General features: G+C 45.7%; 22 protein-coding genes. 3 read left to right on the top strand and 19 right to left on the bottom strand.

Annotated features, from left to right (window positions below):
* Positions 1-117 precede the first annotated feature (117 nt).
* Complete coding sequence (locus tag ACQXR1_RS06035; protein ID WP_430771855.1) at positions 118-2,196, bottom strand: sigma 54-interacting transcriptional regulator; 2,079 nt, start codon at positions 2,194-2,196, stop codon at positions 118-120.
* Positions 2,197-2,348: 152 nt separating this feature from the next.
* Here ACQXR1_RS06035 and ACQXR1_RS06030 point away from each other — a divergent pair, with 152 nt between their 5' ends.
* Positions 2,349-2,585: a DUF2627 domain-containing protein gene (locus ACQXR1_RS06030; RefSeq protein ID WP_014664541.1), complete on the top strand. Its 237-nt coding sequence runs from the start codon at positions 2,349-2,351 to the stop codon at positions 2,583-2,585.
* Positions 2,586-2,627: 42 nt separating this feature from the next.
* Here ACQXR1_RS06030 and prpB read toward each other — a convergent pair whose 3' ends face one another.
* From prpB to ACQXR1_RS05985, 9 genes are all read right to left on the bottom strand, one after another.
* Positions 2,628-3,533, bottom strand: coding sequence for a methylisocitrate lyase (gene prpB / locus ACQXR1_RS06025; RefSeq protein WP_040082683.1), 906 nt, complete (start codon positions 3,531-3,533; stop codon positions 2,628-2,630).
* Between the two features lie 16 nt (positions 3,534-3,549).
* Complete coding sequence (locus ACQXR1_RS06020) at positions 3,550-4,965, bottom strand: bifunctional 2-methylcitrate dehydratase/aconitate hydratase (protein ID WP_430771854.1); 1,416 nt, start codon at positions 4,963-4,965, stop codon at positions 3,550-3,552.
* Positions 4,966-4,979: 14 nt separating this feature from the next.
* Complete coding sequence (gene mmgD / locus ACQXR1_RS06015; RefSeq protein ID WP_134975356.1) at positions 4,980-6,098, bottom strand: citrate synthase; 1,119 nt, start codon at positions 6,096-6,098, stop codon at positions 4,980-4,982.
* 34 nt (positions 6,099-6,132) lie between these two features.
* Positions 6,133-7,272 (bottom strand): acyl-CoA dehydrogenase, encoded by a 1,140-nt coding sequence (locus ACQXR1_RS06010; RefSeq protein WP_430771853.1) that lies wholly within the window; start codon positions 7,270-7,272, stop codon positions 6,133-6,135.
* 26 nt (positions 7,273-7,298) lie between these two features.
* Complete coding sequence (locus ACQXR1_RS06005; protein WP_095431663.1) at positions 7,299-8,162, bottom strand: 3-hydroxybutyryl-CoA dehydrogenase; 864 nt, start codon at positions 8,160-8,162, stop codon at positions 7,299-7,301.
* A gap of 24 nt (positions 8,163-8,186) precedes the next feature.
* Positions 8,187-9,368 carry an acetyl-CoA C-acetyltransferase gene (locus ACQXR1_RS06000; protein WP_430771852.1) on the bottom strand — a complete coding sequence of 394 codons (1,182 nt, stop codon included), beginning with the start codon at positions 9,366-9,368 and terminating at the stop codon, positions 8,187-8,189.
* A 127-nt stretch (positions 9,369-9,495) separates the two neighbouring features.
* A complete protein-coding gene (locus tag ACQXR1_RS05995; protein ID WP_430771851.1) occupies positions 9,496-10,227 on the bottom strand; it encodes a glycerophosphodiester phosphodiesterase in 732 nt (243 codons plus the stop codon).
* Between the two features lie 78 nt (positions 10,228-10,305).
* Positions 10,306-10,926 (bottom strand): N-acetylmuramoyl-L-alanine amidase family protein, encoded by a 621-nt coding sequence (locus tag ACQXR1_RS05990; RefSeq protein WP_268285302.1) that lies wholly within the window; start codon positions 10,924-10,926, stop codon positions 10,306-10,308.
* A 19-nt stretch (positions 10,927-10,945) separates the two neighbouring features.
* Entirely contained in the window at positions 10,946-11,242 is a 297-nt protein-coding gene (locus ACQXR1_RS05985) for a hypothetical protein (RefSeq protein WP_430771850.1), read from the bottom strand.
* Between the two features lie 297 nt (positions 11,243-11,539).
* On the opposite strand from ACQXR1_RS05985, the gene ACQXR1_RS05980 reads away from it, so the two are divergent.
* Both ACQXR1_RS05980 and ACQXR1_RS05975 read left to right on the top strand, forming a co-directional pair.
* Positions 11,540-11,680 carry a hypothetical protein gene (locus ACQXR1_RS05980; RefSeq protein ID WP_430771973.1) on the top strand — a complete coding sequence of 47 codons (141 nt, stop codon included), beginning with the start codon at positions 11,540-11,542 and terminating at the stop codon, positions 11,678-11,680.
* A gap of 72 nt (positions 11,681-11,752) precedes the next feature.
* Complete coding sequence (locus ACQXR1_RS05975; protein WP_430771849.1) at positions 11,753-12,871, top strand: NADH-dependent flavin oxidoreductase; 1,119 nt, start codon at positions 11,753-11,755, stop codon at positions 12,869-12,871.
* A 538-nt stretch (positions 12,872-13,409) separates the two neighbouring features.
* Here ACQXR1_RS05975 and spo0A read toward each other — a convergent pair.
* The 9 genes from spo0A to xseA form a co-directional block, all read right to left on the bottom strand.
* The gene (spo0A, locus tag ACQXR1_RS05970; RefSeq protein WP_003226427.1) at positions 13,410-14,213 is read right to left on the bottom strand and encodes a sporulation transcription factor Spo0A; all 804 of its coding nucleotides are present in this window, start codon (positions 14,211-14,213) and stop codon (positions 13,410-13,412) included.
* 275 nt (positions 14,214-14,488) lie between these two features.
* Entirely contained in the window at positions 14,489-15,769 is a 1,281-nt protein-coding gene (spoIVB, locus tag ACQXR1_RS05965) for a SpoIVB peptidase (RefSeq protein WP_069149849.1), read from the bottom strand.
* 174 nt (positions 15,770-15,943) lie between these two features.
* Positions 15,944-17,674 (bottom strand): DNA repair protein RecN, encoded by a 1,731-nt coding sequence (gene recN, locus ACQXR1_RS05960; RefSeq protein WP_095431668.1) that lies wholly within the window; start codon positions 17,672-17,674, stop codon positions 15,944-15,946.
* 36 nt (positions 17,675-17,710) lie between these two features.
* Positions 17,711-18,160, bottom strand: a complete 450-nt coding sequence (gene argR, locus ACQXR1_RS05955) for an arginine repressor ArgR (RefSeq protein WP_003230265.1) — start codon at positions 18,158-18,160, stop codon at positions 17,711-17,713.
* A 96-nt stretch (positions 18,161-18,256) separates the two neighbouring features.
* Complete coding sequence (locus tag ACQXR1_RS05950) at positions 18,257-19,102, bottom strand: TlyA family RNA methyltransferase (protein ID WP_014664557.1); 846 nt, start codon at positions 19,100-19,102, stop codon at positions 18,257-18,259.
* Complete coding sequence (gene dxs, locus ACQXR1_RS05945) at positions 19,099-21,000, bottom strand: 1-deoxy-D-xylulose-5-phosphate synthase (protein ID WP_069839471.1); 1,902 nt, start codon at positions 20,998-21,000, stop codon at positions 19,099-19,101. The genes ACQXR1_RS05950 and dxs overlap by 4 nt, the downstream gene beginning before the upstream one ends.
* 175 nt (positions 21,001-21,175) lie before the next feature.
* Positions 21,176-22,066, bottom strand: a complete 891-nt coding sequence (locus tag ACQXR1_RS05940) for a polyprenyl synthetase family protein (protein WP_430771848.1) — start codon at positions 22,064-22,066, stop codon at positions 21,176-21,178.
* Positions 22,056-22,310: an exodeoxyribonuclease VII small subunit gene (locus tag ACQXR1_RS05935; protein WP_003226409.1), complete on the bottom strand. Its 255-nt coding sequence runs from the start codon at positions 22,308-22,310 to the stop codon at positions 22,056-22,058. Before ACQXR1_RS05935 ends, ACQXR1_RS05940 begins: the two co-directional genes overlap by 11 nt.
* Positions 22,307-23,653: an exodeoxyribonuclease VII large subunit gene (gene xseA, locus ACQXR1_RS05930; RefSeq protein ID WP_430771847.1), complete on the bottom strand. Its 1,347-nt coding sequence runs from the start codon at positions 23,651-23,653 to the stop codon at positions 22,307-22,309. The genes ACQXR1_RS05935 and xseA overlap by 4 nt, the downstream gene beginning before the upstream one ends.
* Positions 23,654-23,781: the final 128 nt, after the last annotated feature.

The following is a 23,781-nucleotide window of genomic DNA, read 5'->3' as shown; positions in this document are numbered from 1 at the left end:
CACCTTTCTTGTTTCGACTCCGTCTTTTATTATGCAAGTTCCGTGCCAGCTCTTAAGGGTGCTGTCATACCAGGTATATTGACACATTCGTGCAGAAGTTTGCGTTTATTCTGCAGATTATTGCATGCCTTCATTTGCAAGGCCATATTTATCCATTTTGTAATATAAATTCCGAATGCTGACACCGAGGGCTTTCGCTGTTTTTGTCCGGTTAAAATGATGCTTTTCGAGCGTTTGCTGAATCAAATGCGCTTCAAATTTTTCTACTGCGACAGACAGCTTTTCGCCTTCAATATCCGGAAAATCAAAACCTGTCCTCTGATCTGTGTCATTTTCTTTTTGCTCAAGTTCAAATATAGGCAAATGATCTTTTTCAATCCATTCCATATGCGGATTGAGAAAAATCATGGCTCGTCCAAGGACATTTTCAAGCTCGCGGACATTCCCAGGCCAATGGTAAGCAGATAAGGCGCGCAAGGCATGCTGCGAGAGCCCTTTTACATTCCTGCCGTAATCCCGGTTGATCTTTTGGATAAGTCTGACGCTTAATGCTTCAATGTCCTCCAACCGCTGCCGCAAAGGCGGAATGGAGATGGGATAGCGGTTGATCCGGTAATACAGGTCTTCGCGAAACTTTCCATCCGCCATCGCCTTTTCAATATTTACATTTGTTGCCGCGATCACTCTGACGTTGACAGGGATCGCTTTCGTGCCGCCCACTCTGACGATTTCCTTTTCTTGAAGGACGCGCAGCAATTTGGCCTGCATATTTTGTGTCAGCTCACCGATTTCATCTAAGAAAATACTGCCGTTATTTGCTTCTTCAAATAAACCCTTTTTACCGCCTCGCTTCGCCCCTGAAAACGCACCATCCTCATAGCCGAACAATTCTGATTCAAGCAGGTTTTCAGAAAGGGCTGCACAATTCACGCGAATAAATTTATTGTATTTCCGGTCGCTTTCGTTATGGATGGCATGGGCAAACAGTTCTTTTCCTGTTCCTGACTCTCCGCGCAACAAAATCGTTGCCGGCGTTTTCGCACCGAGCTTCGCCTGCTCAAGCGCAACCAGCATTTGCTCGCTTTTGCCGATAATGTCGTCAAACGTGTATTTCGCTTCAAGCGTGCGAATAATTTGCCTGGCGCGGTTAAGCTCCGCTGTCAGCATTTTAATTTCGGACACATCGTGAATCACACCGACGCTGCCTTTCAAAATACCGTCCACAATCACCGGTGCTACATTGACGATGACCTCTTTTTCATTCGGGCCGACCTTCATTCTGACACCGCGGACAGGGCGTCTTGTTTCAAGCACCTTTAAATGCATGCTTTCGCCTTCGGAAATATCCGTGTTTGCAGGCTTGCCGATGACTTCTTTTTCAGAAAGCCCGGTCATTTTCGTATATGCTTTATTGATTAGAAGGCCGATGCCGTTTTCATCAACGACCGAAATCGCCTCATCGGAGGATTGAATAATCGCCTCAAGCATCGTACGGACCTGCTTTAAGTTGGTCACTTCCTCCGCCAGCTCGACCGCATCGGTGATATCTTTAAATACACAAAGAGCCCCGAGCAGACGTCCGCCTTCATCAATAATCGGCAGCCTTGTGGTCACAATTTGCAAATGATCGCCTAAAAGCTGCTTCTGGTTGTATTCAGGCACTCTTGTTTTTAAAATCCGCGGCATCTTAGTGCTCGGAATGACTTCTTTTATTGGCCGCCCGATGACTTCCTCGCGTTTTTTCCCGACCATTTTTTCGGCCATATGGTTAAAGAGAATGATCTCTTCATTGATATCAATAAAAATCATCCCGTCATGGGTGGAATTAAAAATTCTGTCGTGTTTGTATGTTTGCTCTTTTAGCATTTGAATCAGGTGCTGCTTTTCTTCCATCAGCTGAAAAACGATGTATGCCATTTTCCCCGGCATGACAATGGTATCTTCATGCTTTCTTTGAAGGAGTTCGTCAAACACGGCTTGATCGCCGGTGGTATGAATGACGATATCCGGTTTTTGTTGTATGTAAGGTTTCCAATCAGATGAAACGGCAATCCCATACTGTTCTGCTTCTTTCAATCCCGGCGCCTTGGGGTCTTTGTCAACTACGGCAATGATATCTATGATGGCTGTTTTGATCAGAATATGTAATAACGCCGTTCCCCTTTTGCCGGCACCTACTATCAGTACCTTTTGCATCCCGATACCCCTTTATATGAAAAAATTTGCACACCTAATTATTCCGTTGCAATAATTTGCACAACCCTATGTTACCACGTTTTCTTCTCTTGACAAAATATTTTTTCCGCTGGACAATAAAGGAAATGAAAAGATAAAGGGGTTTTCTGAAGATGAGCCGACTTCTTGCGCTTTTGATATTAGTCATCCCCGGGGCCATTTCCGCTTTAGGCATTAAACTGATGAGAGATACACTTTTCGGCCATGCAATAAAGCCATTTTCAGCTCTTTGGCTCCAAGGGTTGTCAGGATTCATCTTTTTCGCGATCGGCCTCTATGTGCTGGCCGGGTTCATTCTATACAGAGACAGAAAACGCAATCAAGTCAGCCCGCGATTCAGAAAACGATAACTGCAAAAAAAGCCGGAGAATGCTCCGGCTTTTTTTGTCACACTATTCGTCAGGCAAAACGGTCTTGGCAATCGTTTTATCTAATGCTTCATAGTCATAATAAGAGATGGTATCGTACAGTTCTTTTCGCGTCTGCAAATGATGAAGTCCTTCTTTTTGTGAGCCGTGCTCCTTCATCAAACCAAATATCCGCTCATAAGCTTTTGCCGCCGCTCGAAGCGAGGTGACAGGATATATCACCATGCGAAACCCCATATCTTCGAATTCATCAGCACGATAATACGGCGTTTTCCCAAACTCCGTCATATTCGCAAGGAGCGGAACGGAGATATGCTCAGCAAACTGGCGGAATTCATTCTCTGCCTGGAGCGCTTCCGGGAAAATCGCGTCTGCTCCCGCCTCAATGTAGGCCGCTGACCGTTTTATTGCAGCATCAAGCCCTTCCTGCGCCCTGGCATCTGTGCGGGCAACAACAATAAGGGTAGGTGCCGCTTGTTTAATGGCTTTTATTTTTTGCGCCATTTCCTTGATCGGAACGAGCTGTTTGCCATTTAAATGCCCGCATTTTTTTGGGAGCTGCTGGTCTTCTATTTGAACGGCTGCTACCCTGGCTTCAAGCATCTCCCGGGCGGTTCGGGCGGCATTTAACACACCGCCAAATCCCGTATCGATATCCACAAGCAGAGGCAGATCAGCAGCACGCACAAGGTCTTTGGCCCGATCCGCCATTTCTGCCGACGTGATGATCCCTAGATCAGGAAGTCCCCTGCTGGCTGTATAAGCTGCCCCAGACAAGTATATAGCAGAAAAACCGGCCTCCTTCGCGAGCAACGCTGCCATCCCGTCATGGGCGCCGGGAATTTGAAGAATGTCCGGCGCCGACATCAGCTTGCGGAAACGCCCGGCAAGCTCTTCTTGTGACGATTGCTGATTGACGATCCACGACATGACACAAATCCTCCTTTTACATGCAGAACATGTCTACGAATTCATTTACGCGCATCGTTTGTAAAGTCTCGCTGGTACAGCGCTCATAAATGTGTTTGCACTGTTTATCAGGAAAATGGCTTTTGAGATTGTCAGAAAACTTTTCCAGCAGTTTTGGCACTGCCTCCTCTCTTCGAAAACGGTGGCCAAGAGGAAACTCACATTCCACCATTTCCGTGCTCGTTCCGTCTTTAAAATGAACCTGAACGGCATTTGAAATAGAACGCTTATCAGGTTTCAAATAATCCTCGGTATATGCTTTATTTTCAGTCACCTCCATTTTATCACGTAATTTATCTATTCTCGGATCACTCGCAGTTTCAGCTTCATAATGCTGTGCGGTGATATCACCAAAAAGCAAACCGATTGCTGTAATATATTGGAGGCAGTGATCACGGTCTGCCGGATTGTGAAGCAGGCCTTTTTTATCAATGATTCGGATAGCGGATTCATGCGTACTGATGACAATACGATCGATCTCATCAATTCGGTCCTTTACCCGCGGATGTAAAATGACGGCGCACTCCGCCGCTGTTTGAGCGTGAAATTCTGCTGGATAAGATACTTTAAATAACACATTTTCCATGACATAAGCGTCGAGCGGACGGGCGAGCTTGATCTCTTTCTTATTGAATAAAACGTCCTGGAACCCCCAACTCGGTGCGCTCAATGCTGTCGGATACCCCATTTCCCCTTTTAACGACATCAGCGCCAAATGAACACCTCTGCTCGTTGCATCTCCTGCTGCCCATGATTTGCGAGAGCCTGTATTTGGTGAATGCCGGTATGTTCTTAATGCAGCATTGTCAATCCATGCATTCGAAAGCGCATTTTTGATTTCTTCTCTCCCGCCGCCCAAAAGCTTTGCTGCAACAGCTGTTGTCGCAATTTTAACAAACAGCACATGATCAAGACCCACTCGATTCAGGCTGTTTTCTAACGCAAGGACGCCTTGAATTTCGTGCGCTTTAATCATCATCTCAAGTACGTCGCGTACCGTTAAAGGCTCTTTTCCTTCAGACAGCCTCACTCTTGATACATAATCACAAACAGCAAGGATGCCTCCCAAGTTATCGGATGGATGCCCCCACTCCGCTGCCAGCCACGTATCGTTGTAATCGAGCCAGCGAATCATGCAGCCGATATTAAACGCTGCCCTCACAGGATCGAGAACATAGGACGTTCCCGGCACTTTGCTTCCATTCGGCACAGTCGTTCCTGGAACAACCGGGCCAAGCAGCTTTGTGCACTCTGGATACCGCAGCGCCAAAATCCCGCAGCCCAGGGTATCCAGCAATACATGCCCCGCTGTTGTATACGCTTCGGAACTTGTAATCTCTTTCTCAAGCACATAGTCTGTGATTTCTTCGATAACACGATCCGTTTTCTGCATTCTGCCAGCTCCTTTCATGATTCTGTTTGATATCGCGGGCCCATGTAACTGACACGGGGACGGAAGAGTCTATTATTGGAATGCTGTTCAATCACATGAGCGCATAAACCGGATGTTCTCGCGCTGAAAAAGACAGGCGTATATAAAGGGATCGGTATGCCGAGCATCCAATAAACCGGGGCAGCATAGTAATCCAAGTTCGGGTAGAGCCCTTTTTCCTTCTCCATCAGCCGCTCACCTGCTTCACACATCTCATATAAACGATGGTCACCGGCTTTATCGCATAATTGCTGCAGCGCCTCTTTCATCATGAGTGCTCTCGGATCCATTTTTTTCATATACACACGGTGGCCGAAGCCCATGATTTTTTCTTTTCGTTTCAGTTTTGTTTGCAGAAGCTGCTCAAATTCAGACGTCGTTTTTGCCTCCAAAAGCATATACATTACAGCTTCGTTTGCCCCTCCGTGAAGATTCCCTTTCAGGGAAGCGACAGCTCCTGTCAAAGCGCCATAAAGATCCGAGTGGGTAGATGCGATGACTCTGGCTGCAAAAGTTGAATTTGGCATCTCATGCTCACTGTACAGGACGAGCGACCGGTCAAAAATCTGTTCTTCCAATGAGGACGGCAATTTTCCTGTCATCATGTATAGAAAATTCGCACTGTAGGACAGGGATTGAAGCGGAAGAATCGGCTCTTTTTTATTGATGATCCTGTAGCTGGCAGCAGTGAGGGCAGGCATTTTCCCAAGAAGCTGATATGCGCGCTCCTTGTTAGCGGAAGGAGACCGATCATCAATTTGCCGATCATAACCGGCAAGTGCCGACAGGCCGGTACGCAGGCTATCCATTGGATGCGTGTGCTCAGGGAGCAGCTCAAGCAGACGGAGATGATCAGCAGGCAGGCTTGACGCACTGTTTATTTTACTTTCCAGCGTCTCTCTTTCACTTTCTTCCGGCAGCCTCCCTTCCAGCAATAAATGGACAAGCTCCAGATAACTTTTTGTTTTAGAAAGATCTATTAAATCATAGCCTCGTATCAAAATCTGGCTGGACTGCGTGTCAAGATAAGAAATGTGAGTTTCTGCCGCAATCACACCGTCCAACCCTGGAGAGTAATGCTGTTTCTCCTCCATATCCTCAACCTCCGTTTTTGCGTTTTTTTGGTTATCAGGTCCCGCCAAGCAAATACTTGGAAATAATCAGTCTTTGAATCTCATTCGTCCCTTCATAGATTTGCGTCACCTTTGCATCGCGAAGCAGCCGCTCAACGGGATAATCCTTCATATAGCCATATCCCCCATAAATTTGGACGGCGTCTAACGCCGCCTTCACCGCTGCATCGGAAGCAAATTGTTTAGCCATAGACGCCTCTTTTCCACATGCCAGGCCGCGGTTATGGAGGTCTGCGGCGTGGTAGACAAGATGCCTTGCCGCCTCAGCCCTAGTCGCCATGTCAGCCAGCTTAAATGATATGCCTTGATTGGCTGCGATCGGCCTTCCAAATTGCACTCGCTGCTTCGCATAAGCAACGGCATGCTCAAGAGCCGCCTCTGCAATACCGAGCGCCTGTGCCGCAATGCCGATCCGGCCGACATTTAAATTCGCCATGGCAATGTTGAAGCCGTCACCCTCTTTGCCAAGCAAATTAGCTTCAAGCACTTCTGCGTTATCAAAAATCAGTTCCGTAGTATTAGAGCCATAAAGCCCCAGCTTTTTTTCTTTTTTCCCAACGGTAAAACCGGGTGTGTTTTTTTCAACGATAAAAGCCGAAATCCCGTGCCTGCCTTGATCCGGAGCCGTTAAAGCAAATGTGATATAGATATCAGCTGCTCCGCCATTCGTTATGAATATTTTCGATCCGTTTAATACGTATTTGCCGTTCTTTTTAATTGCCGTTGTGCGAAGGCTTCCAGCATCCGATCCTGAGTGAGGCTCAGTCAGCGCAAACGCGCCTAAATGGTCTCCTGAAGCAAGCTTCGGTATATATTTCATCTTCTGTTCTTCATTGCCGAAATACAGAATCGGATTTGTGCCGACCGAGGTATGAACGGAGAGAATCACGCCGACAGCCGCGCTGATTTTTGAAATCTCATGAATCGCCAAAATATAAGAAACAACGTCCGCCCCGGCCCCGCCGTACTGTTCCGGCACCGGTATTCCCATCAGCCCGTGTTCGCCCATTTTTTTGATCAGCTGAAAGGGAAATTCGTCCGTTTTCTCCATAATTTCCGCAGCGGGAGCAATTTCTTTTCGTGCAAAATCACGCACCATTTTTCGCATCATGACTTGCTCTTGGGTTATATGCAACTCGGCCACCCCCGATGGAATTGACTTCAGGAAGTCCTCTCCTCATATTCATAAAAACCGCGTCCGCTCTTTTTGCCAAGCCAGCCTGCTTTGACATACTTGCGGAGCAGCGGGCAAGGACGGTATTTAGAATCGCCAAGGCCCGAGTGAAGAACTTCCATAATGGATAAACACGTATCCAGTCCGATAAAATCCGCTAATGTAAGCGGACCCATCGGATGATTCATGCCAAGCTTCATCACCTCGTCTATCGCCTCTGGCTTCGCCACTCCCTCATACACGCAATAGATGGCTTCATTAATCATTGGCAGAAGCACACGATTGGAAACAAACCCCGGAAAATCATTGACTTCTACCGGTGTTTTCCCCATCTTTTCCGCTAATGCCATAACATCTAAGGCGGTTTCCTCTGATGTAGCCAAGCCGCGAATTACTTCAACCAGCTTCATCACAGGGACGGGATTCATAAAATGCATGCCAATGACCCGTTGAGGCCGATTTGTCACAGCAGCGATCTCTGTAATAGGCAAGGAAGATGTATTGCTGGCCAAAATCGTATGAGGCGGGCAAATGCGATCAAGTGTTTTAAACATCTTAGTTTTCGCCGCCATGTTTTCAGCGATAGCCTCAATCACAATGTCCGCATGCTCTGCCTCCTCAAGCGTTTGAGAAATCGAAATGCGGCTGATGATACTCCTCACTTCCGCCTCGGTCCTTTTTCCTTTCTCAGCGTCACGGGCCAGCTGTTTCTTCAGCCGCTTCAATCCTGCCTCCGCAGCTTCCGGACTCACATCGTACATCCGCACATAAAAACCTGCGTCAGCAGCTGCTTGTGCAATGCCGCTTCCCATCTGACCTGCGCCAGCTACCATGATTTGTTTGATTTCCATTTAAATCCCCTTTTTCATCATGTTTTAATGAACCTGCACTAAGACGGCATCTCCTTGGGCTGCCCCACTGCAAATGGCGGCAACACCTAGTCCCCCTCCCCGTCGCTTTAATTCGTAAACGAGCGTCATGAGAATTCTCGCTCCGCTCGCGCCGATCGGGTGGCCGAGCGCGATCGCACCGCCGTTCACATTTACTTTTTCAAGATCGAAACCTACGATTTTTTCACATGTTAACACAACAGAAGCAAACGCTTCATTTACTTCAAACAAGTCAATATCTTGGGCAGTTAAACCGTTCTTTTTCAGGAGCTTATTAATGGCAAACCCCGGTGCTGCCGCCAGTTCATGCGCTGGCCTTCCCATAGTTGAAAAACCAAGAATTGTAGCCAGAGGCTGTTTGCCAAGCTCAGCTGCTTTTTCCTCCGACATCAGCACGAATGCGCCAGCTCCGTCATTGACCCCGGGAGCATTGCCGGCTGTGATCGAACCGTCACTTGCATAAATCGGAGCAAGTTTCGCGAGCTGATCCAGACTTGTGTCACGGCGAATCGCTTCATCCTTATCAACAACGTTTGATTTTCCTTTTCGGCCGATCCAGTTGACAGGAACAATTTCATCCTGAAATTTCCCTTCATCGGCTGCTTTAGCTGCCCGCGCATGGCTTCTCAACGCCCATTCATCCTGCTCTCTTCGTGAAATTGAATATTCCTTGGCCGCTGTATTTCCGTGAACAGCCATATGCACTTCGTCAAATGCGCACGTTAACCCGTCATACACCATTAAATCCCTAAGCTCGCCGTCCCCCATCCGTGCTCCCCAGCGTCCAGCGGGAATGGCATACGGAATATTGCTCATGCTTTCCATCCCCCCGGCAACAAGTATGTCCGCATCCTGCGCCCGAATCATTTGATCACATAAAGTGACAGCGCGAAGACCCGAAGCACAGACTTTATTCAGTGTTTCTGACGGCACACTCCAAGGCATTCCAGCAAGACGGGCAGCTTGACGGGAAGGGATCTGTCCTGAGCCGGCCTGGACAACCATGCCCATGACATTTCCTTCTACATCATCTCCAGAGACTCCAGCCCGTTGCAACGCCTCCTTCATCACAATGCCCCCAAGCTCGGCAGCTTTCACCTCTTTCAATACTCCGCCGAATTTGCCAAATGGCGTTCTTGCAGCACTTACAATGACTGTTTTCCTCATGGTTTCACCTCATTCAGAAGATAGACAGCGCTTACAAATTCTAGTTGTCTTCTATGAATGTATGCTTTGAAACGGGCACGAATGTATGAAAAAAGAAGGCTGTGTCAACAGCCTTCTTCTAAAGCAACTATTCATTTTTCAGCAATGCCGCAGCCTTTGCAGGAAAATCGGTAAACATGCCGTCTGCTCCCAGTTCAATTAGGCGCTTCATATCTTCCGGCCGATTGACTGTATACGGTCTTACCTTAATCGAACTGCTCCTCATTTTCTTCAGCACTTCATCTGTGGCCCCGGGGCTGTTTAGCTTCGGGTGATAGCCGGTAGCTGGAATAGACGCGATATATTGATCCGGCTGATAAAGCACATCTGCAGTTAATACCGCCCGTTCGATATGGGGCGCAAGCCGAGCGCACAGTGCTACACTTTCATGATTAAATGTGGATAGGATGACTCTCTCCTCTATATTGAATCGCTTCACTGCCTCCAACACTTTTTCTTCCATTCCCTCATAGCGAATCACGCTGTTTTTCAATTCAATGTTGATCAGAAAATCCTTTTTTACCGCCCACGAGAGCACGTCTTCTAATAGTGGCACTTTTAGATCGCTATACGCCTGATCGTGACCAGCGGCCGCATTCGCAGTCTTCACCTCATCATAGGTTGTATCCTTCACGAATCCTTTAAGTGATGTCGTGCGATTAAGTCTTTCATCATGAATCACAACAATGCGTCCGTCTTTCGTCAGCTGTACATCAAGCTCTATCCCATCCGCTCCGGCTTCAATTCCTTTTTCAAATGCAAGCATTGTATTTTCGGGAAATTGACCTGATGCCCCCCGGTGGGCAAAAATCTTTGTCATCGTTTCACCTCAAACCCTAAAGTTTTCTCCATTATACTTATTTTGTCGGCTCCACTCTAGGATTAAGGCTATTTTCATCTACTGATCATAATAAGAATCAATGCCGTTGACAATCGCATCTGCGGCCTTTTGCTGGTATTCTTCACTTCCCAGCTTGTCCGCATCAGAGCTGTTCGTGATAAACCCAAGCTCCGCCAACACACTTGGCATTTGTGAATATGTAATGACGTAAAAGTCTGATTCTTTCACGCCCCTGTCTCTCGTTTGTAAGGATGAAACGAGCTGCGACTGAATATCGGCTGCCAGACGCCGGCTGTTTTCCCCTTCATAATCAGATTGAAAATACGTTTCTGTTCCTGAAGCTGAAGCAACCCCGGAATTTACATGAATGCTGACAAAAAGATCAGCGTGATTGGCACTTGCCTTTGCGACTCTGTCCTCCAAGGTCAGAAAATGATCGTCTGATCTGGATGCAACAGGATTGGCTCCCTCCGCTTTTAGCTTGTCCGTCACATGCTCTGAAACAGCCAAATTAATATCCTTTTCAAAGAGCCCGTTTCCGACCGCTCCACTGTCTTCACCGCCGTGTCCGGCATCAATATACACGGTTTTCCCTTCTATCGGCTCTGCTGCCTGTGCACAAGGCGCGAGTGTCAAAGCCAATCCACACAGCGCCAAACTCCTCCATAACATTCTCAACTTTCTCCCTCCGGTCTTTTTATGACGAATTCTTTCGCAGCTGAATATCTTCCAGCTGTAAAGTCCCATTATCCTTCTTTGTATATTTCACCAAAACTTTTGTCTGGTCTGGCAAGGATTCACATTCATCACGTTTATCCTTCGGAACTTGTATCATGGTTTCTTCTCCATTAAGAGAAACCGCAATCGTATGAGGATCAGCCGAGCCAATAAATTTTCCCTCTTCGGTAATCCTTGGTGCTGAGTCATCCGCACTTGCTACACTGCATCCCGAAAGAAAAAGCGCAGTAAATAGCAAAAGAACCGTTTGTTTCACACGATCACCTCTTCCTGATGTTTGGCTTTTATCTTTGACCAGAATGGCGGATTTGTAAAGACAACATGAATGCAGGCGATCAAGTTCCATGATTTTCAAAAGGGCTATACGACCCGATCATTTCCTGTTGTTAGAAAGATAACGAGCAGTTTTGTCTATGAGGATGGCTCTAAATGAGGCGCTAATTAGAAAAAATTAGCGGAAAGAAGCAACTTTTTATTCATTTTTAAAAATATGTGAATTGGGTGAGCAAATGGTTTGACTGCTAGATCAGCCAGGCGTAACCTTTGAAAGGATATTTCCTTGAAAAAATTCGTTCTGCTGCTGGCGGCAGCTCTCATCACATGCTCCATCGGCCACCAAATCAGCGGCGGCTACAAAGACCCTGAAAAAGAGCGGCGAAAACATCACTCTGTACTCAAGATATTCAGCCGGTAAAGCAGATCAATTGCATTAATTTTTACATATAGGCTAGAATATGTGCGAATCCAAACGAAAGAAGATGATCAAATGAATCCTAAGTATAAGCCGCTGTTTGAACCCTTCACGTTTAAAAGCGGTGTTACAATCGACAACCGGATCGCAGTAGCACCAATGACTCATTACGCTTCTAATGAAGACGGTACAATTTCTGAAGCAGAGCTTGACTACATCATCCCTCGTTCAAAAGAGATGGGAATGGTGATTACAGCCTGCGCAAACGTCACACCGGACGGAAAAGCATTTCCTGGGCAGCCGGCCATCCACGACGATTCCAACATTCTAGGTTTAAAAACATTAGCACAAGCCATTCAGGCACAAGGCGCTAAAGCCGTTGTGCAAATTCATCATGGCGGCATCGAATGCCCATCTGAGCTCGTTCCTCAACAGGATGTTGTGGGGCCAAGTGACGTGTTTGATAACGGCAAACAAATTGCTCGCGCATTAAAAGAAGAAGAAGTGGAAAACATTGTGAAGGCGTTTGGAGAAGCGACAAGACGCGCCATTGAAGCCGGCTTTGACGGTGTCGAAATTCACGGTGCAAACGGCTACTTAATTCAGCAGTTTTATTCTCCAAAAACCAATCAGCGCACGGACCGCTGGGGAGGAAGCGATGAGAAACGATTAGCCTTCCCGCTTGCTATTGTCGACGAAGTGAAAAAAGCCGCTTCAGAACATGCCAAGGGCGCGTTCTTAGTCGGCTACCGTCTGTCTCCGGAAGAACCTGAGACACCAGGGTTGACAATGACTGAAACCTTTACGCTTGTTGACGCTTTAGGGGATAAAGAATTGGATTATCTTCATATTTCACTGATGGACGTGAACTCAAAAGCACGCCGCGGTGCAGATCCAACTCGCACGCGCATGGACTTATTGAATGAACGTGTCGGAAACAAAGTGCCGCTGATCGCCGTTGGTTCCATCCATTCCGCAGATGACGCGCTGGCCGTCATCGAAAACGGTATTCCGCTAGTCGCAATGGGACGAGAAATTTTAGTTGACCCTGACTGGGCGGTAAAAGTAAAAGAAGGCCGAGAAAAGCAAATCGAAACAGTAATCAAAGGCACAGATAAAGAAAAATATCATTTGCCTGAACCACTATGGCAAGCAATTGTGAACACGCCTGGCTGGGTGCCTTATAAAGATTAATATGCAAAGACTGCCGAAACGATTCGGCAGTCTTTTTTCCCTTATATAAATAGTTTATGTACACACCGAAACAGCAAAAGAAAGAGCTCCCCACCTACTTCAAAAAGAAAATCTAGGAAAAGTCCATCACGCTTTCTTGTTTTTTTCTTTTTCATTCGTACGTCTCCTTTTTACATCAATACGCCTTACTTACGATTTTGCAGGAGAAAGGTTTCAATTTGATCCTGATTGATTGTTTTTGATAATCCAAGCAGCGAGAACACATGAAACCATGACTGTAAATGAGATAAAGTCAATCAGGGTGCCTAGTAAGCGTGAATCTGTAATGATGTTCGAATTGACGCAAAGCGCAAGAATAAATAAAGCAATCAGCAGACCATATTTTTCAAACCCATACCTCACTCCTTACGGAAAATAAATTTTTCATATCCATCACCTATGATAACAAATGTCCCCAAAAACAAAACGCCTCCTATTTATCAGCGCAAACCAATAAATAAAAGACGTTTGATTTAATTATCACATAATATCCACATGTTTAAGAAGCCTTATGTTCTAATCTAAGCTTATCCGCAACCATTGCAATGAATTCGCTGTTGGTAGGTTTAGCTTTTGTCATGCTGACAGTATAACCAAACAGCGAGGAAATGGAATCAATGTTTCCTCTGCTCCATGCCACTTCAATTGCATGGCGGATCGCTCTTTCTACACGGCTTGCGGTTGTGTTGAATTTTTTGGCGATGTCCGGATAGAGGACTTTTGTAATGCTGCCGAGCAATTCGATGTCATTGTATACCATTGAGATTGCTTCACGCAGATAGAGATAGCCTTTAATATGGGCTGGGACGCCGATTTCATGGATAATGCTTGTGATGCTCGCGTCGAGATTTTTCTTCTTTGGTTCAGGCTGGCTGCTGCGTATAATGCTGCTTTGCGATGATGGCGCACGATGCGTCACACTGCTGGCATTTCCGCTGACCTGGCGGATATGACCGACAAGGTTTTCCATATCAAACGGTTTGAGAATAAAGTAGGACGCGCCTAAATCGACGGCCTTTTTCGTGACATCTTCCTGCCCAAAGGCTGTCAGCATGATGACATTCGGCTGTTTTTTCAGATCTGATTCCCTCAGCCTCTCTAAAACCGCAAGTCCGTCTAAATGCGGCATAATAATATCTAATACGAGCACATCGGGATCTTTTTCTTTAAACAACGACAGGCATTCCTGTCCGTTATAAGCAACGCCGATCACTTCCATGTCTTCCTGTCCTTCTATATATTCACTCAACAGGCTTACCAGCTCTCGATTATCATCAGCAACACAAACTTTAATTTTCTCCACGTTTCTTCCTCCCCAAATGTAGTTAACAGGATTCACCCTTGCTACATGTTTACATTCGACAAAACCGCTATATACCCTCTAAAAAAATCATAATCACCAATATTAGTGGCATATCTTTGTTATTCTATGTTTTTCTCTGTTTTTCGACTAAAAATGAAATTTGACAAACAAGGAAACGTGAATTTGTCGAAAAATCTTCTTTTGTATATTTTACCGTATGTATTCTGAGAAGTGAAGAGGGATCAAAACAAAAAAACTGCCGGAAACTCCGGCAGTCAGCTTGCTTTTTCTTTTCCGTAAATATCGATTCCTGCTTCTGACAGCATCCATTCAATATGAACACCGTAGCCGCTTGTCGGGTCATTTACAAACACATGGGTGACAGCGCCGATCACTTTTCCATTTTGAATGATCGGGCTTCCGCTCATCCCCTGTACGATGCCTCCTGTTTCTTTCAACAGCCTTGGATCAGTAATTTTCAACACCATTCCTTTTGTCGCAGGGAATTTTTGCGGCGTTGTGCTGACGATTTCAATATCAAATTTTTCCACCTTGTCATCATCAATGACCGTTAAAATTTCAGCCGGCCCTTTTTTGACTTCAGTAGAAAATGCAACCGGCAGTGCTTGATCTGAAATGTTGTTTTGAATCGGCTGATGCAGCGTGCCGAAAATCCCGAATGGGCTGTTTCTGTTAATATCCCCGATCGTTTTGCGTTCTGAGGAAAATCGTGCCAGTTTTTCTCCCGGATTACCGCCTGTCCCTTTTTCAATTGATGTTACAGTGGATTTAACGATTTCTCCATTCTCCACCACAATTGGTTTCTTTGTGTCCATATCGGAAATCACGTGTCCAAGTGCTCCATATTTTTTTGTTTTCGGTTCATAAAAGGTCATAGTGCCAATGCCGGCAGCAGAATCCCTGATATATAATCCGATTCTGTATTTGCCTTCTTGTTCATCCTTTTGTGGAATCAACTTTGTTTTGATTTTTTGTTTGTCACGTTTGATCAGTAAATCTAAAGATTCACCGGTTTTTCCGGCTTTTTGGATAAATGGGGCTACATCGTTCATTTTTTCAATTTTCTGTCCATTCATCTCAATAATAATGTCGCCCGCTTCAATTCCGGCCGTTTCTCCCGGAGATTTTTTGCCTTCACTTGTATTGATTTGATGGAATCCGACGACAAGAACACCGACGGAATGAAGTTTTACACCGATTGATTGTCCGCCAGGTATCACCTTTAAATCAGGAAGAACTTGCACTTTTGTTTTTTTAATTGGAAATCCGGCAAGATCGTATACTAATTCTGACTCACCTGACTTTTTGCCTGTCACCTTAATTTCGTGCGGATCTTTTTTTACTGTAAACGCTTCTGATGATTCTGATGTCTGAGCGTTTACCGATAAACTTGTTTCAATCGCTTGTGTTTGGGTTTCAAATACTCTCATTTGCGTTGGAATCAGTAAATACTCTTTTAGCGGTTTGCATAAACCTACACTTAATAACGAAACAAGGAGAATTAAACCTACTGCTTTTCTGATGTTATCGGGCATTCACTACTTCACTCTCCTCGCTCCTATCCCACACCTTCTTTATGACTTGCTGCTACATCATTTAATTTTGCCTTCTGGCGGCTTATTTATAACTGTCATATGAAGAAAAACATTGGATATACTGATGAACGAATGGATGTAAACAAAAAAAATAAGCTGCGCTTTTCGCGCAGCTTACCCAGTTGTTTTGACTTGATCCGCTTGTTTTAAAAGTTCTTTCGCATGGCGTTTCGTTAAATCGGTTACCTCGACACCTGCAATCATGCGTCCGATTTCCACTATTTTTTCCTGCTTAGAAAGCGGCTTGACACGTGTCGTCGTTCTGCCGTCTTTTAACTCCTTCGCAATATAAAGATGCGTATCGGCCATGGCAGCCACCTGAGGCAAGTGTGTAATACAAAGCACTTGTGATCCTATTGACACTTTATGGATCTTCTCAGCGATTGCCTGTGCGACCCTGCCGCTTACACCGGTATCAACCTCATCAAAAATGATCGATGTCACATCCTGCTGTGAGGAAAAAATGCTTTTTATGGCAAGCATCACCCGTGACAGCTCTCCACCTGAAGCGACTTTCGAAAGAGATTTCAGCGGCTCGCCTGTATTGGTTGAAATTAAAAACTTCACCAGATCGATCCCTTGTTCAGTCAGCTGAACAGGCTGGCCGTTTACAACCGGTGCCTCTTCATTGCGTGACGCTTGTCTGATTTTGAATTCCGTATCAAACGTTGATTTTTCCATGTACAGGCTTTTTAATTCCCGATGAATCTCATCAGCCAGTTTTTTCGCCCATGTTTTCCGGATTTGAGAAACATTTGCCGCTTCCACTGCGACATCCTTGCCAACGGAGTCAAGCTCCTTTTTCAGACTTTGGAGGTGGCTGTCCCTGTTTTCAATTTGGTCAATTTCTTCTTCAATTTTAGAAGCGTATTCCAAAATGTCCTCGACAGTGGCACCGTATTTTCGTTTCAGCTGTTTGATTTCATTGAGCCGCGTCTCAATATAGTTCAGGCGTTCTGGATCATATTCAAGCTCATCCAGCATATTTCTCATCTGAAATGTAGCGTCCTCAAGCAGATAGTAGGAGTTCGAAACACTCTCAGACAGTTTTTTCAGCGGTTCGTTAATATCAGATATATCTTCAAGCTGGGCTGATGCCATTCCGACCCAGTCCAATCCGCTCTGTTCACTGCGAAGCGCATTATATGCATTTTGCAGCGATTCATATATCTTCTCAAAGTTTGAAATTTGCTGACGCTCTTCTTGAAGCTGTTCATCTTCGTTGATCTCAAGCTTTGCTGATTCGATTTCTTCGAGCTGAAATTGAATGAGATCAAGGCGATGGGCCATTTCCTGTTCGCTTTCAGAAAGCTGTTTTAGCTTTTTGAGCAGCTTCATATACCGATGGTACCCTTCCTGATACGCTTGGAGCGCGCTTTCCACTTCGGCTCCGGCAAACTTGTCCAAGAGCTGAAGATGATTTTCGTCTTCCATTAACAGCTGGTTATCGTGCTGCCCGTGAATATCTAATAAAAGCCTGCCGATCTCTCTTAGCGAGGCAATCGTGACAAGCTTGCCATTGACACGGCAAACGCTTTTCCCGCTCGTGCTGATATCTCTTCTCATGATGATCATTTCGTCTGAAACGTCGATTCCCTGCTCAGCGCATACGCCTAAAACGGGATGGCCGCTCTCCAAAAGAAACAGCCCTTCAAGTTCTGCTTTTGCTTCCCCATATCTAACAAATTCAGATGATCCGCGGCCTCCGACTAAAAGAGAAATGGCATCTATAATGATGGATTTGCCGGCTCCGGTTTCTCCTGTTAAAACCGTAAGCCCGCGTTCAAAAGAAACCGTCAGTTCCTCAATAATGGCAAAGTTTTTAATCGATAGTTCAGCTAACAAACAGCATTACACCTCTTATCTTTGTTAGTTTTTCTGTTACAGCAGTTCAAGCAGCCTGTTTTTTACGCCTTCTGTATCTTCAGGAGTCCGGCAAATAATTAAAATCGTATCATCTCCGCAAATGGTCCCCATCATTTCATCCCAGTCCAAATTGTCCATCAGCGCCCCGATTGCCTGGGCATTGCCCGGCATCGTTTTCAGCACAATCATATGGCTTGCTGAGTCTATTTTCACAAATGCGTCCATCAATGCCCGCTTTAGCTTTGAAAGCGGATTGAAACGCTGGTCCGCCGGAAGACTGTATTTGTAAGAACCATTATTCGTAGGGACTTTTACAAGGTGAAGTTCTTTAATATCCCGTGATACCGTCGCTTGCGTCACTTTGTAGCCATCCTGCTTCAGCATGTCGACCAATTCATCCTGCGTTTCGATTTCATTGCTCGTAATGATCTCTCTGATTTTAATATGCCTCTGGCCTTTGTTCATGTAAGCACCTCTATTTCCAGCTTATCTGTTCTTTTATGTTATATGATTCTCTGCACATTGTACATGAATGCAGAAAAAAGGAATAATAGCGCACTATTATTCCGGTACATCTGCTTTTTTTTCTTTTAACGTCGTATGTGCCTCTTCTACAACGCGCATGATCTCTTCTTCCGGCAGTTCCTGACCTGCCTGTCCCTCTCCCGGCCAATACAAATGAAGGAGAAACTCAATATTTCCGTCTCCTCCCGTGATCGGAGAAAATGACAGGCCTTTACAGATATAGCCTTCAGCGGCAGAAAAACTGATCATTCGCTTGAGCACATCAGCATGCACTTTAGGATCTCTGACAATCCCTTTTTTGCCGACCGATTCCCGTCCCGCTTCAAACTGAGGCTTAACAAGAGCCATGCAGTCGCTGCCCGGTACGAGCAATGTTTTAAGGACAGGAAGGATGAGCCGCAAGGAAATAAAGGACACATCTATTGTGGCAAACTCCGGCATGCCCTTTGTAAAGTCTGCCGGTGTTGCATAACGGAAGTTCGTCCGTTCCATCACGACGACCCGTTCATCCTGTCTGAGCTTCCACGCAAGCTGATTATAGCCTACATCCACAGCGTATGACTGTTTAGCTCCATTTTGCAAAGCGCAGTCCGTAAAACCGCCAGTGGAGGAGCCAATATCAATCATAATTTTATCTTTGACAGAGACGGGAAATTCCTTCAGCGCTTTTTCGAGCTTTAAACCGCCCCTGCTCACATACCTCAGCGGGTTTCCTTTTACGGTTAACGGAAGGTCGCGGTCAATTTTTTCTCCAGGCTTGTCCAAGCGGTTTTCGTTTGAATAGACGATCCCCGCCATAATGGCTCTTTTGGCTTTTTCACGCGTTTCCGCCAGCCCTCTTTCCACTAATAATACATCTAATCGTTCTTTCTTTGACGTCATGATCCAATTCCTTTGTGTGTCTTTGGCGGCATCAGTAATCTAATACGGTTTGCCACCTGCTGTTTTGTCAGTCCAATTTCCTCTAGAAGCGCGGTTACGCTTCCGTGTTCAATAAACCGATCAGGGATACCCATTCTGTCGATCGGTGTATGATATTCACCTTGATCATGAGCGAATTCTAAAATCGAGCTTCCGAAACCGCCTTCTAAGACCGCTTCTTCAATTGTTAAAATGGGCAAGCCTTCTTTTAGGATACTCTTCATCATCTTTTCATCAATCGGCTTAATAAAACGCGCATTCACAACGCGCACGGAAAGGCCTTCTTTCTGCAGCTCTTCGGCTGCCTCAATCGCCATTTCAATTGTTGTACCGAATGTTAAGATGACAGCATCGTTCCCTGGACGCAGCACCTCCCACGTACCGATCGGAATCGTTTTCAACTGTTCATCCATTTTTACGCCGAGTCCGTTTCCGCGCGGAAAACGCATCGCTATCGGACCTTCGTCATAGCTAAGTGCTGTATGAACCATGTGCTGGCCTTCATTTTCGTCTTTCGGCATCATTAAGACCATGTTTGGAATGTGACGCATAAACGCAATATCAAACACGCCTTGATGTGTCTCTCCATCTGCGCCAACGAGTCCTGCACGGTCAATTCCAATAAACACATTGGCGTTTTGGCGGCAGATGTCATGAACGACTTGGTCATATGCCCTTTGCAGGAAGGTTGAGTAAATTGCCAAAAACGGCTTCATACCCTGCATTGCCATAGCTGCAGCCATTGTTGCCGCATGCTGTTCTGCGATTCCTACGTCGAACATCCGGTCAGGGAATTCCTTTGCGAACCCTTCAAGCTTTGAACCGACAGGCATAGCCGGCGTAATGGCTACAATGCGTCCGTCTTCGCGCGCCATTCGCTGCACAGTTCCACTGACAAGGCCGCTCCATGAAGGAGCTGCGGCTTTCGGTTTTACAAAGTCACCGGTATTAATTTTGTATGGTCCGGTACCGTGCCATGTTCCAATTGTATCGGTCTCAGCCGGTTTGTACCCCTTCCCTTTTTTCGTGATGACATGCAGGAGAACAGGGCCTTTCGTTTTTTTGGCGTATTGAAGATTCTCAATCAGCTCATGATAAGAATGTCCGTCCACCGGGCCCAAATACGTAAAACCAAGCTCCTCGAAAAACATTCCGGAGACGAGCATGTATTTCAGGCTGTCTTTGACCCGTTCAGCTGTCGCGGCAAGCTTGCCTCCAACTGCCGGAATCTTTCTAAATAAGTATTCAAGCTCATCTTTGACCCACTGGTATTTCCCCGCAGTGCGAAGCCGTCCGAGCATAGAATGAATGGCGCCGACATTTGGTGCAATACTCATTTCATTATCATTAAGAATGACAATCATGTCTTTTTTCTCGTCGCCGATGTGATTAAGGGCTTCAAGCGCCATTCCGCCGGTCAGCGCGCCGTCCCCAATAATCGGAATAATATATTCATCCGTTCCTTTAATATCACGCGCAGCTGCCATTCCCATCGCGCCTGACAGAGAAGTCGAGCTGTGCCCGGTTTCCCAAACATCGTGCTCGCTTTCGCTCCGCTTTGGAAATCCGCAAAGCCCTTTGTACTGGCGAAGCGTCGCAAATTCTTTTCCGCGACCTGTCAGCAGCTTATGGACATACGACTGATGGCCTACATCCCATAAAAACTTGTCTTTCGGGCTGTTAAATTCCTTATGCAGTGCAACAGTAAGCTCTACGACACCTAAGTTTGGGCCGATGTGGCCGCCGGAAGCGGATAAACTTGTAATTAAAAACTGACGGATTTCATCACTTAATTTCTCTAATTCATCAATGGACATGTTTTTTAAAAACGACGGGTCCTGTATTGATAAAAGATCCAAAGCGGATCAACTCACTTTCAGCATGAATTTCTGCAATGACACATGTCTTCCAGAATGCCGAGCTGGACAATCATCTCGGACATAAAAAAAGACAAACGCGCTTTCCTTTTCGTTTTTCATATAAACTGCTTACATTTTACCATATCTCGTGCAGCCGCTTCAAATTAGGATCGTTTTAGTGATCTCTTGCCGCAATTAAATCACAAAGCTCATACAAAAGGTCTTTTTGAAGAGAGAGTCCGCCGATTAATCGCTTCGCCTCTTTTATATGAGCATCCAATTTACGTTTGGCCCCTTCCAGTGAAAGAAGTGACGGGTAAGTCGATTTGTCATTTATGGTATCCGAGCCGACACGTTTGCCGATTTTCTCTTCACTGCCTTCTAAATCTAAAATATCGTCTCTGATTTGAAAACCGATTCCAATGTGGCTGCTGAAGGTACGCAGGGTTTCAATATCTTCCTCAGGTGCATCCGCCAAAATCGCGCCGGCGATTACGCAAAAACCTAGAAGCTTGGCAGTTTTCCGTTCATGAATGGATTCGAGCTCTTCAAGCGTGACTTGGCGGTTTTCCGCTTCCATATCAGCGACTTGCCCCCCGACCATGCCCTCGGTGCCTGCCGCTAAAATCAGTTCATTGACAAGCCGAAGGCGCTTTTCTGCTGACACCTCGTCTGACACGTGGGAGGTGATGAGCTTAAAGCTTTCCGTGAGCAGTCCGTCACCCGCTAATACTGCTGTCGCTTCACCAAATACTTTATGATTTGTCGGCTTCCCGCGGCGCAAATCGTCATCATCCATGCATGGAAGATCATCATGAATTAGCGAATACGTGTGAATCATTTCGACAGCACAGCCGACCGGAATGCCGTCTTGTTCGCTTTTTCCATATGCGTTTAATACAGCCAGTACAATCAGAGGACGCAACCGCTTTCCGCCGGCCTCTAGAGAATACAGCATAGATTTCTTTAATGAGTCCGGCATATCAAGCTTTTCTGTATATACAAAAAGCTGATTTTCAATTGTTTTTTTCCGGTCCGCCAGAAAACTCGTTAATTTATTTGTCACCTTCGTCTTCCTCCTGAACACTGAAAGGTGCCAGTTCGCCGTCTTCTTTTAAAATGAAGTCCATTTGCTTTTCGACTTTTTGCAGCTTTTCATGGCACATTTTTGATAAAGCCATGCCTTCTTGGAAATAGTTAATCGCTTGCTCTAGAGGCACATCCCCCTCTTCAAGCTTTGAGACAATGCTCTCAAGCCCTTTCATCGCTTCTTCAAAAGTCATGTTTTCATTTTTTTTCACGTCTGTCATTTTTCTTCCCCTCTCTTTTCTAATACTTCACAGGTCAGCACGCCATCCGTCAGCTTGACTTCTAGCCGATCCTTCTCTTCTATCTGATTGACACTTTTAATGAGTTTATCTTCTTTATAAGCAAGACTGTATCCTCTTTCCATCACTTGAAGAGGACTTAGTGCATTCAGCTTGCCAAGAACTGTTTGGAATTGGGAATGCAGCTGCTTCATTTGGATATTCATATTTTTTCTTAGCTGATTTGTCTGTTCCTCGTAGCGTGTTTTCGCTTGCTTCAGCTGTTCATGAGGATGCAGTGCCTCTAATCTGTACGTTTCCCGCTCCAACTGTCTGCTTTTCCGATCTAAAAGAGCGGTCAGCTGTGCTTGAAACTGCTGGTACGCGAGGTCAAACTGCTGCTCTTTTTGCGCATACAATCGCTTTGGAAAACGAAAGGCATAGGACGATTGCAACGTTTGAATCCGTTCTTTTTTCTGGCCGAGATGCTGCTGCATCGCTCTTGTCATCCTGACTTCCGCTGTTTTTGTCCGTTCGATTAAATCAGTGGTATGAGGCACGGCAATCTCAGCTGCCCCTGTCGGCGTCGCTGCTCTGATATCTGCGACAAAATCACTGATCGTAAAATCCGTCTCATGCCCAACTGCCGATATAATTGGAATATTGGAAGCAAAGATTGCGCGAGCTACAATTTCTTCATTGAATGCCCACAGTTCTTCTATCGAACCGCCGCCTCTCCCGACAATTAATACGTCGCAGATCTCTTTTTCATTTGCTTCTTCAATGCGCGTAACGATGGATCTGCTCGCATTTTCGCCTTGTACGAGCGCTGGAAGAACAATGACTTTTACAAGGGGATATCTTCTTTTTAGAGTTGTAATAACGTCTCTGACAGCGGCACCCGTTGGAGATGTCACAACCCCGATTGTGGCTGGAAATGCGGGGATTTGTTTTTTGTAGCGGTCGTCAAATAAACCTTCTCCGGCAAGCTTCTTTTTTAATTCTTCGTACGCTAAATAAAGCGCTCCGACCCCGTCAGGCTGCATTTCTTTGGCATATAATTGATAGTTTCCGCTCGGTTCATATACGGAAATTCCGCCTCTGACCAGCACTTTCATACCGTTTTCAGGTTTAAAAGGCAGACGCTCGCTTTGTCTCGCGAACATCACCGACTGCATTCTTGCGTTTTCGTCTTTCAAAGTGAAATAAATGTGGCCTCGTGTGTGTATCTTTACATTCGATAATTCGCCTTTAATCCAAATATTTTCAAGGTGAGGATCTACATCGAATTTTCGTTTTATATACTTCGTCAGCGCTGAGACGGTAACATACGCTGCTTCACCCATGTCTAAAAACTCCTCTCCTAAGCATTCCTGCACCATAACTAAAGAAAAACCCGCCCTGGCTTTAGGAGCCAAAGAAGCGGGTATCGTGCTCATATTCAAGGCGGGCAATACGCCCCGCCTGTGAATAT

The sequence above is a fragment of the Bacillus sp. ATD genome, from assembly GCF_050585765.1.
Taxonomy (GTDB): Bacteria; Bacillota; Bacilli; order Bacillales; family Bacillaceae; genus Bacillus; species Bacillus stercoris.
This window is presented reverse-complemented; position numbering and strand designations above follow the sequence as displayed.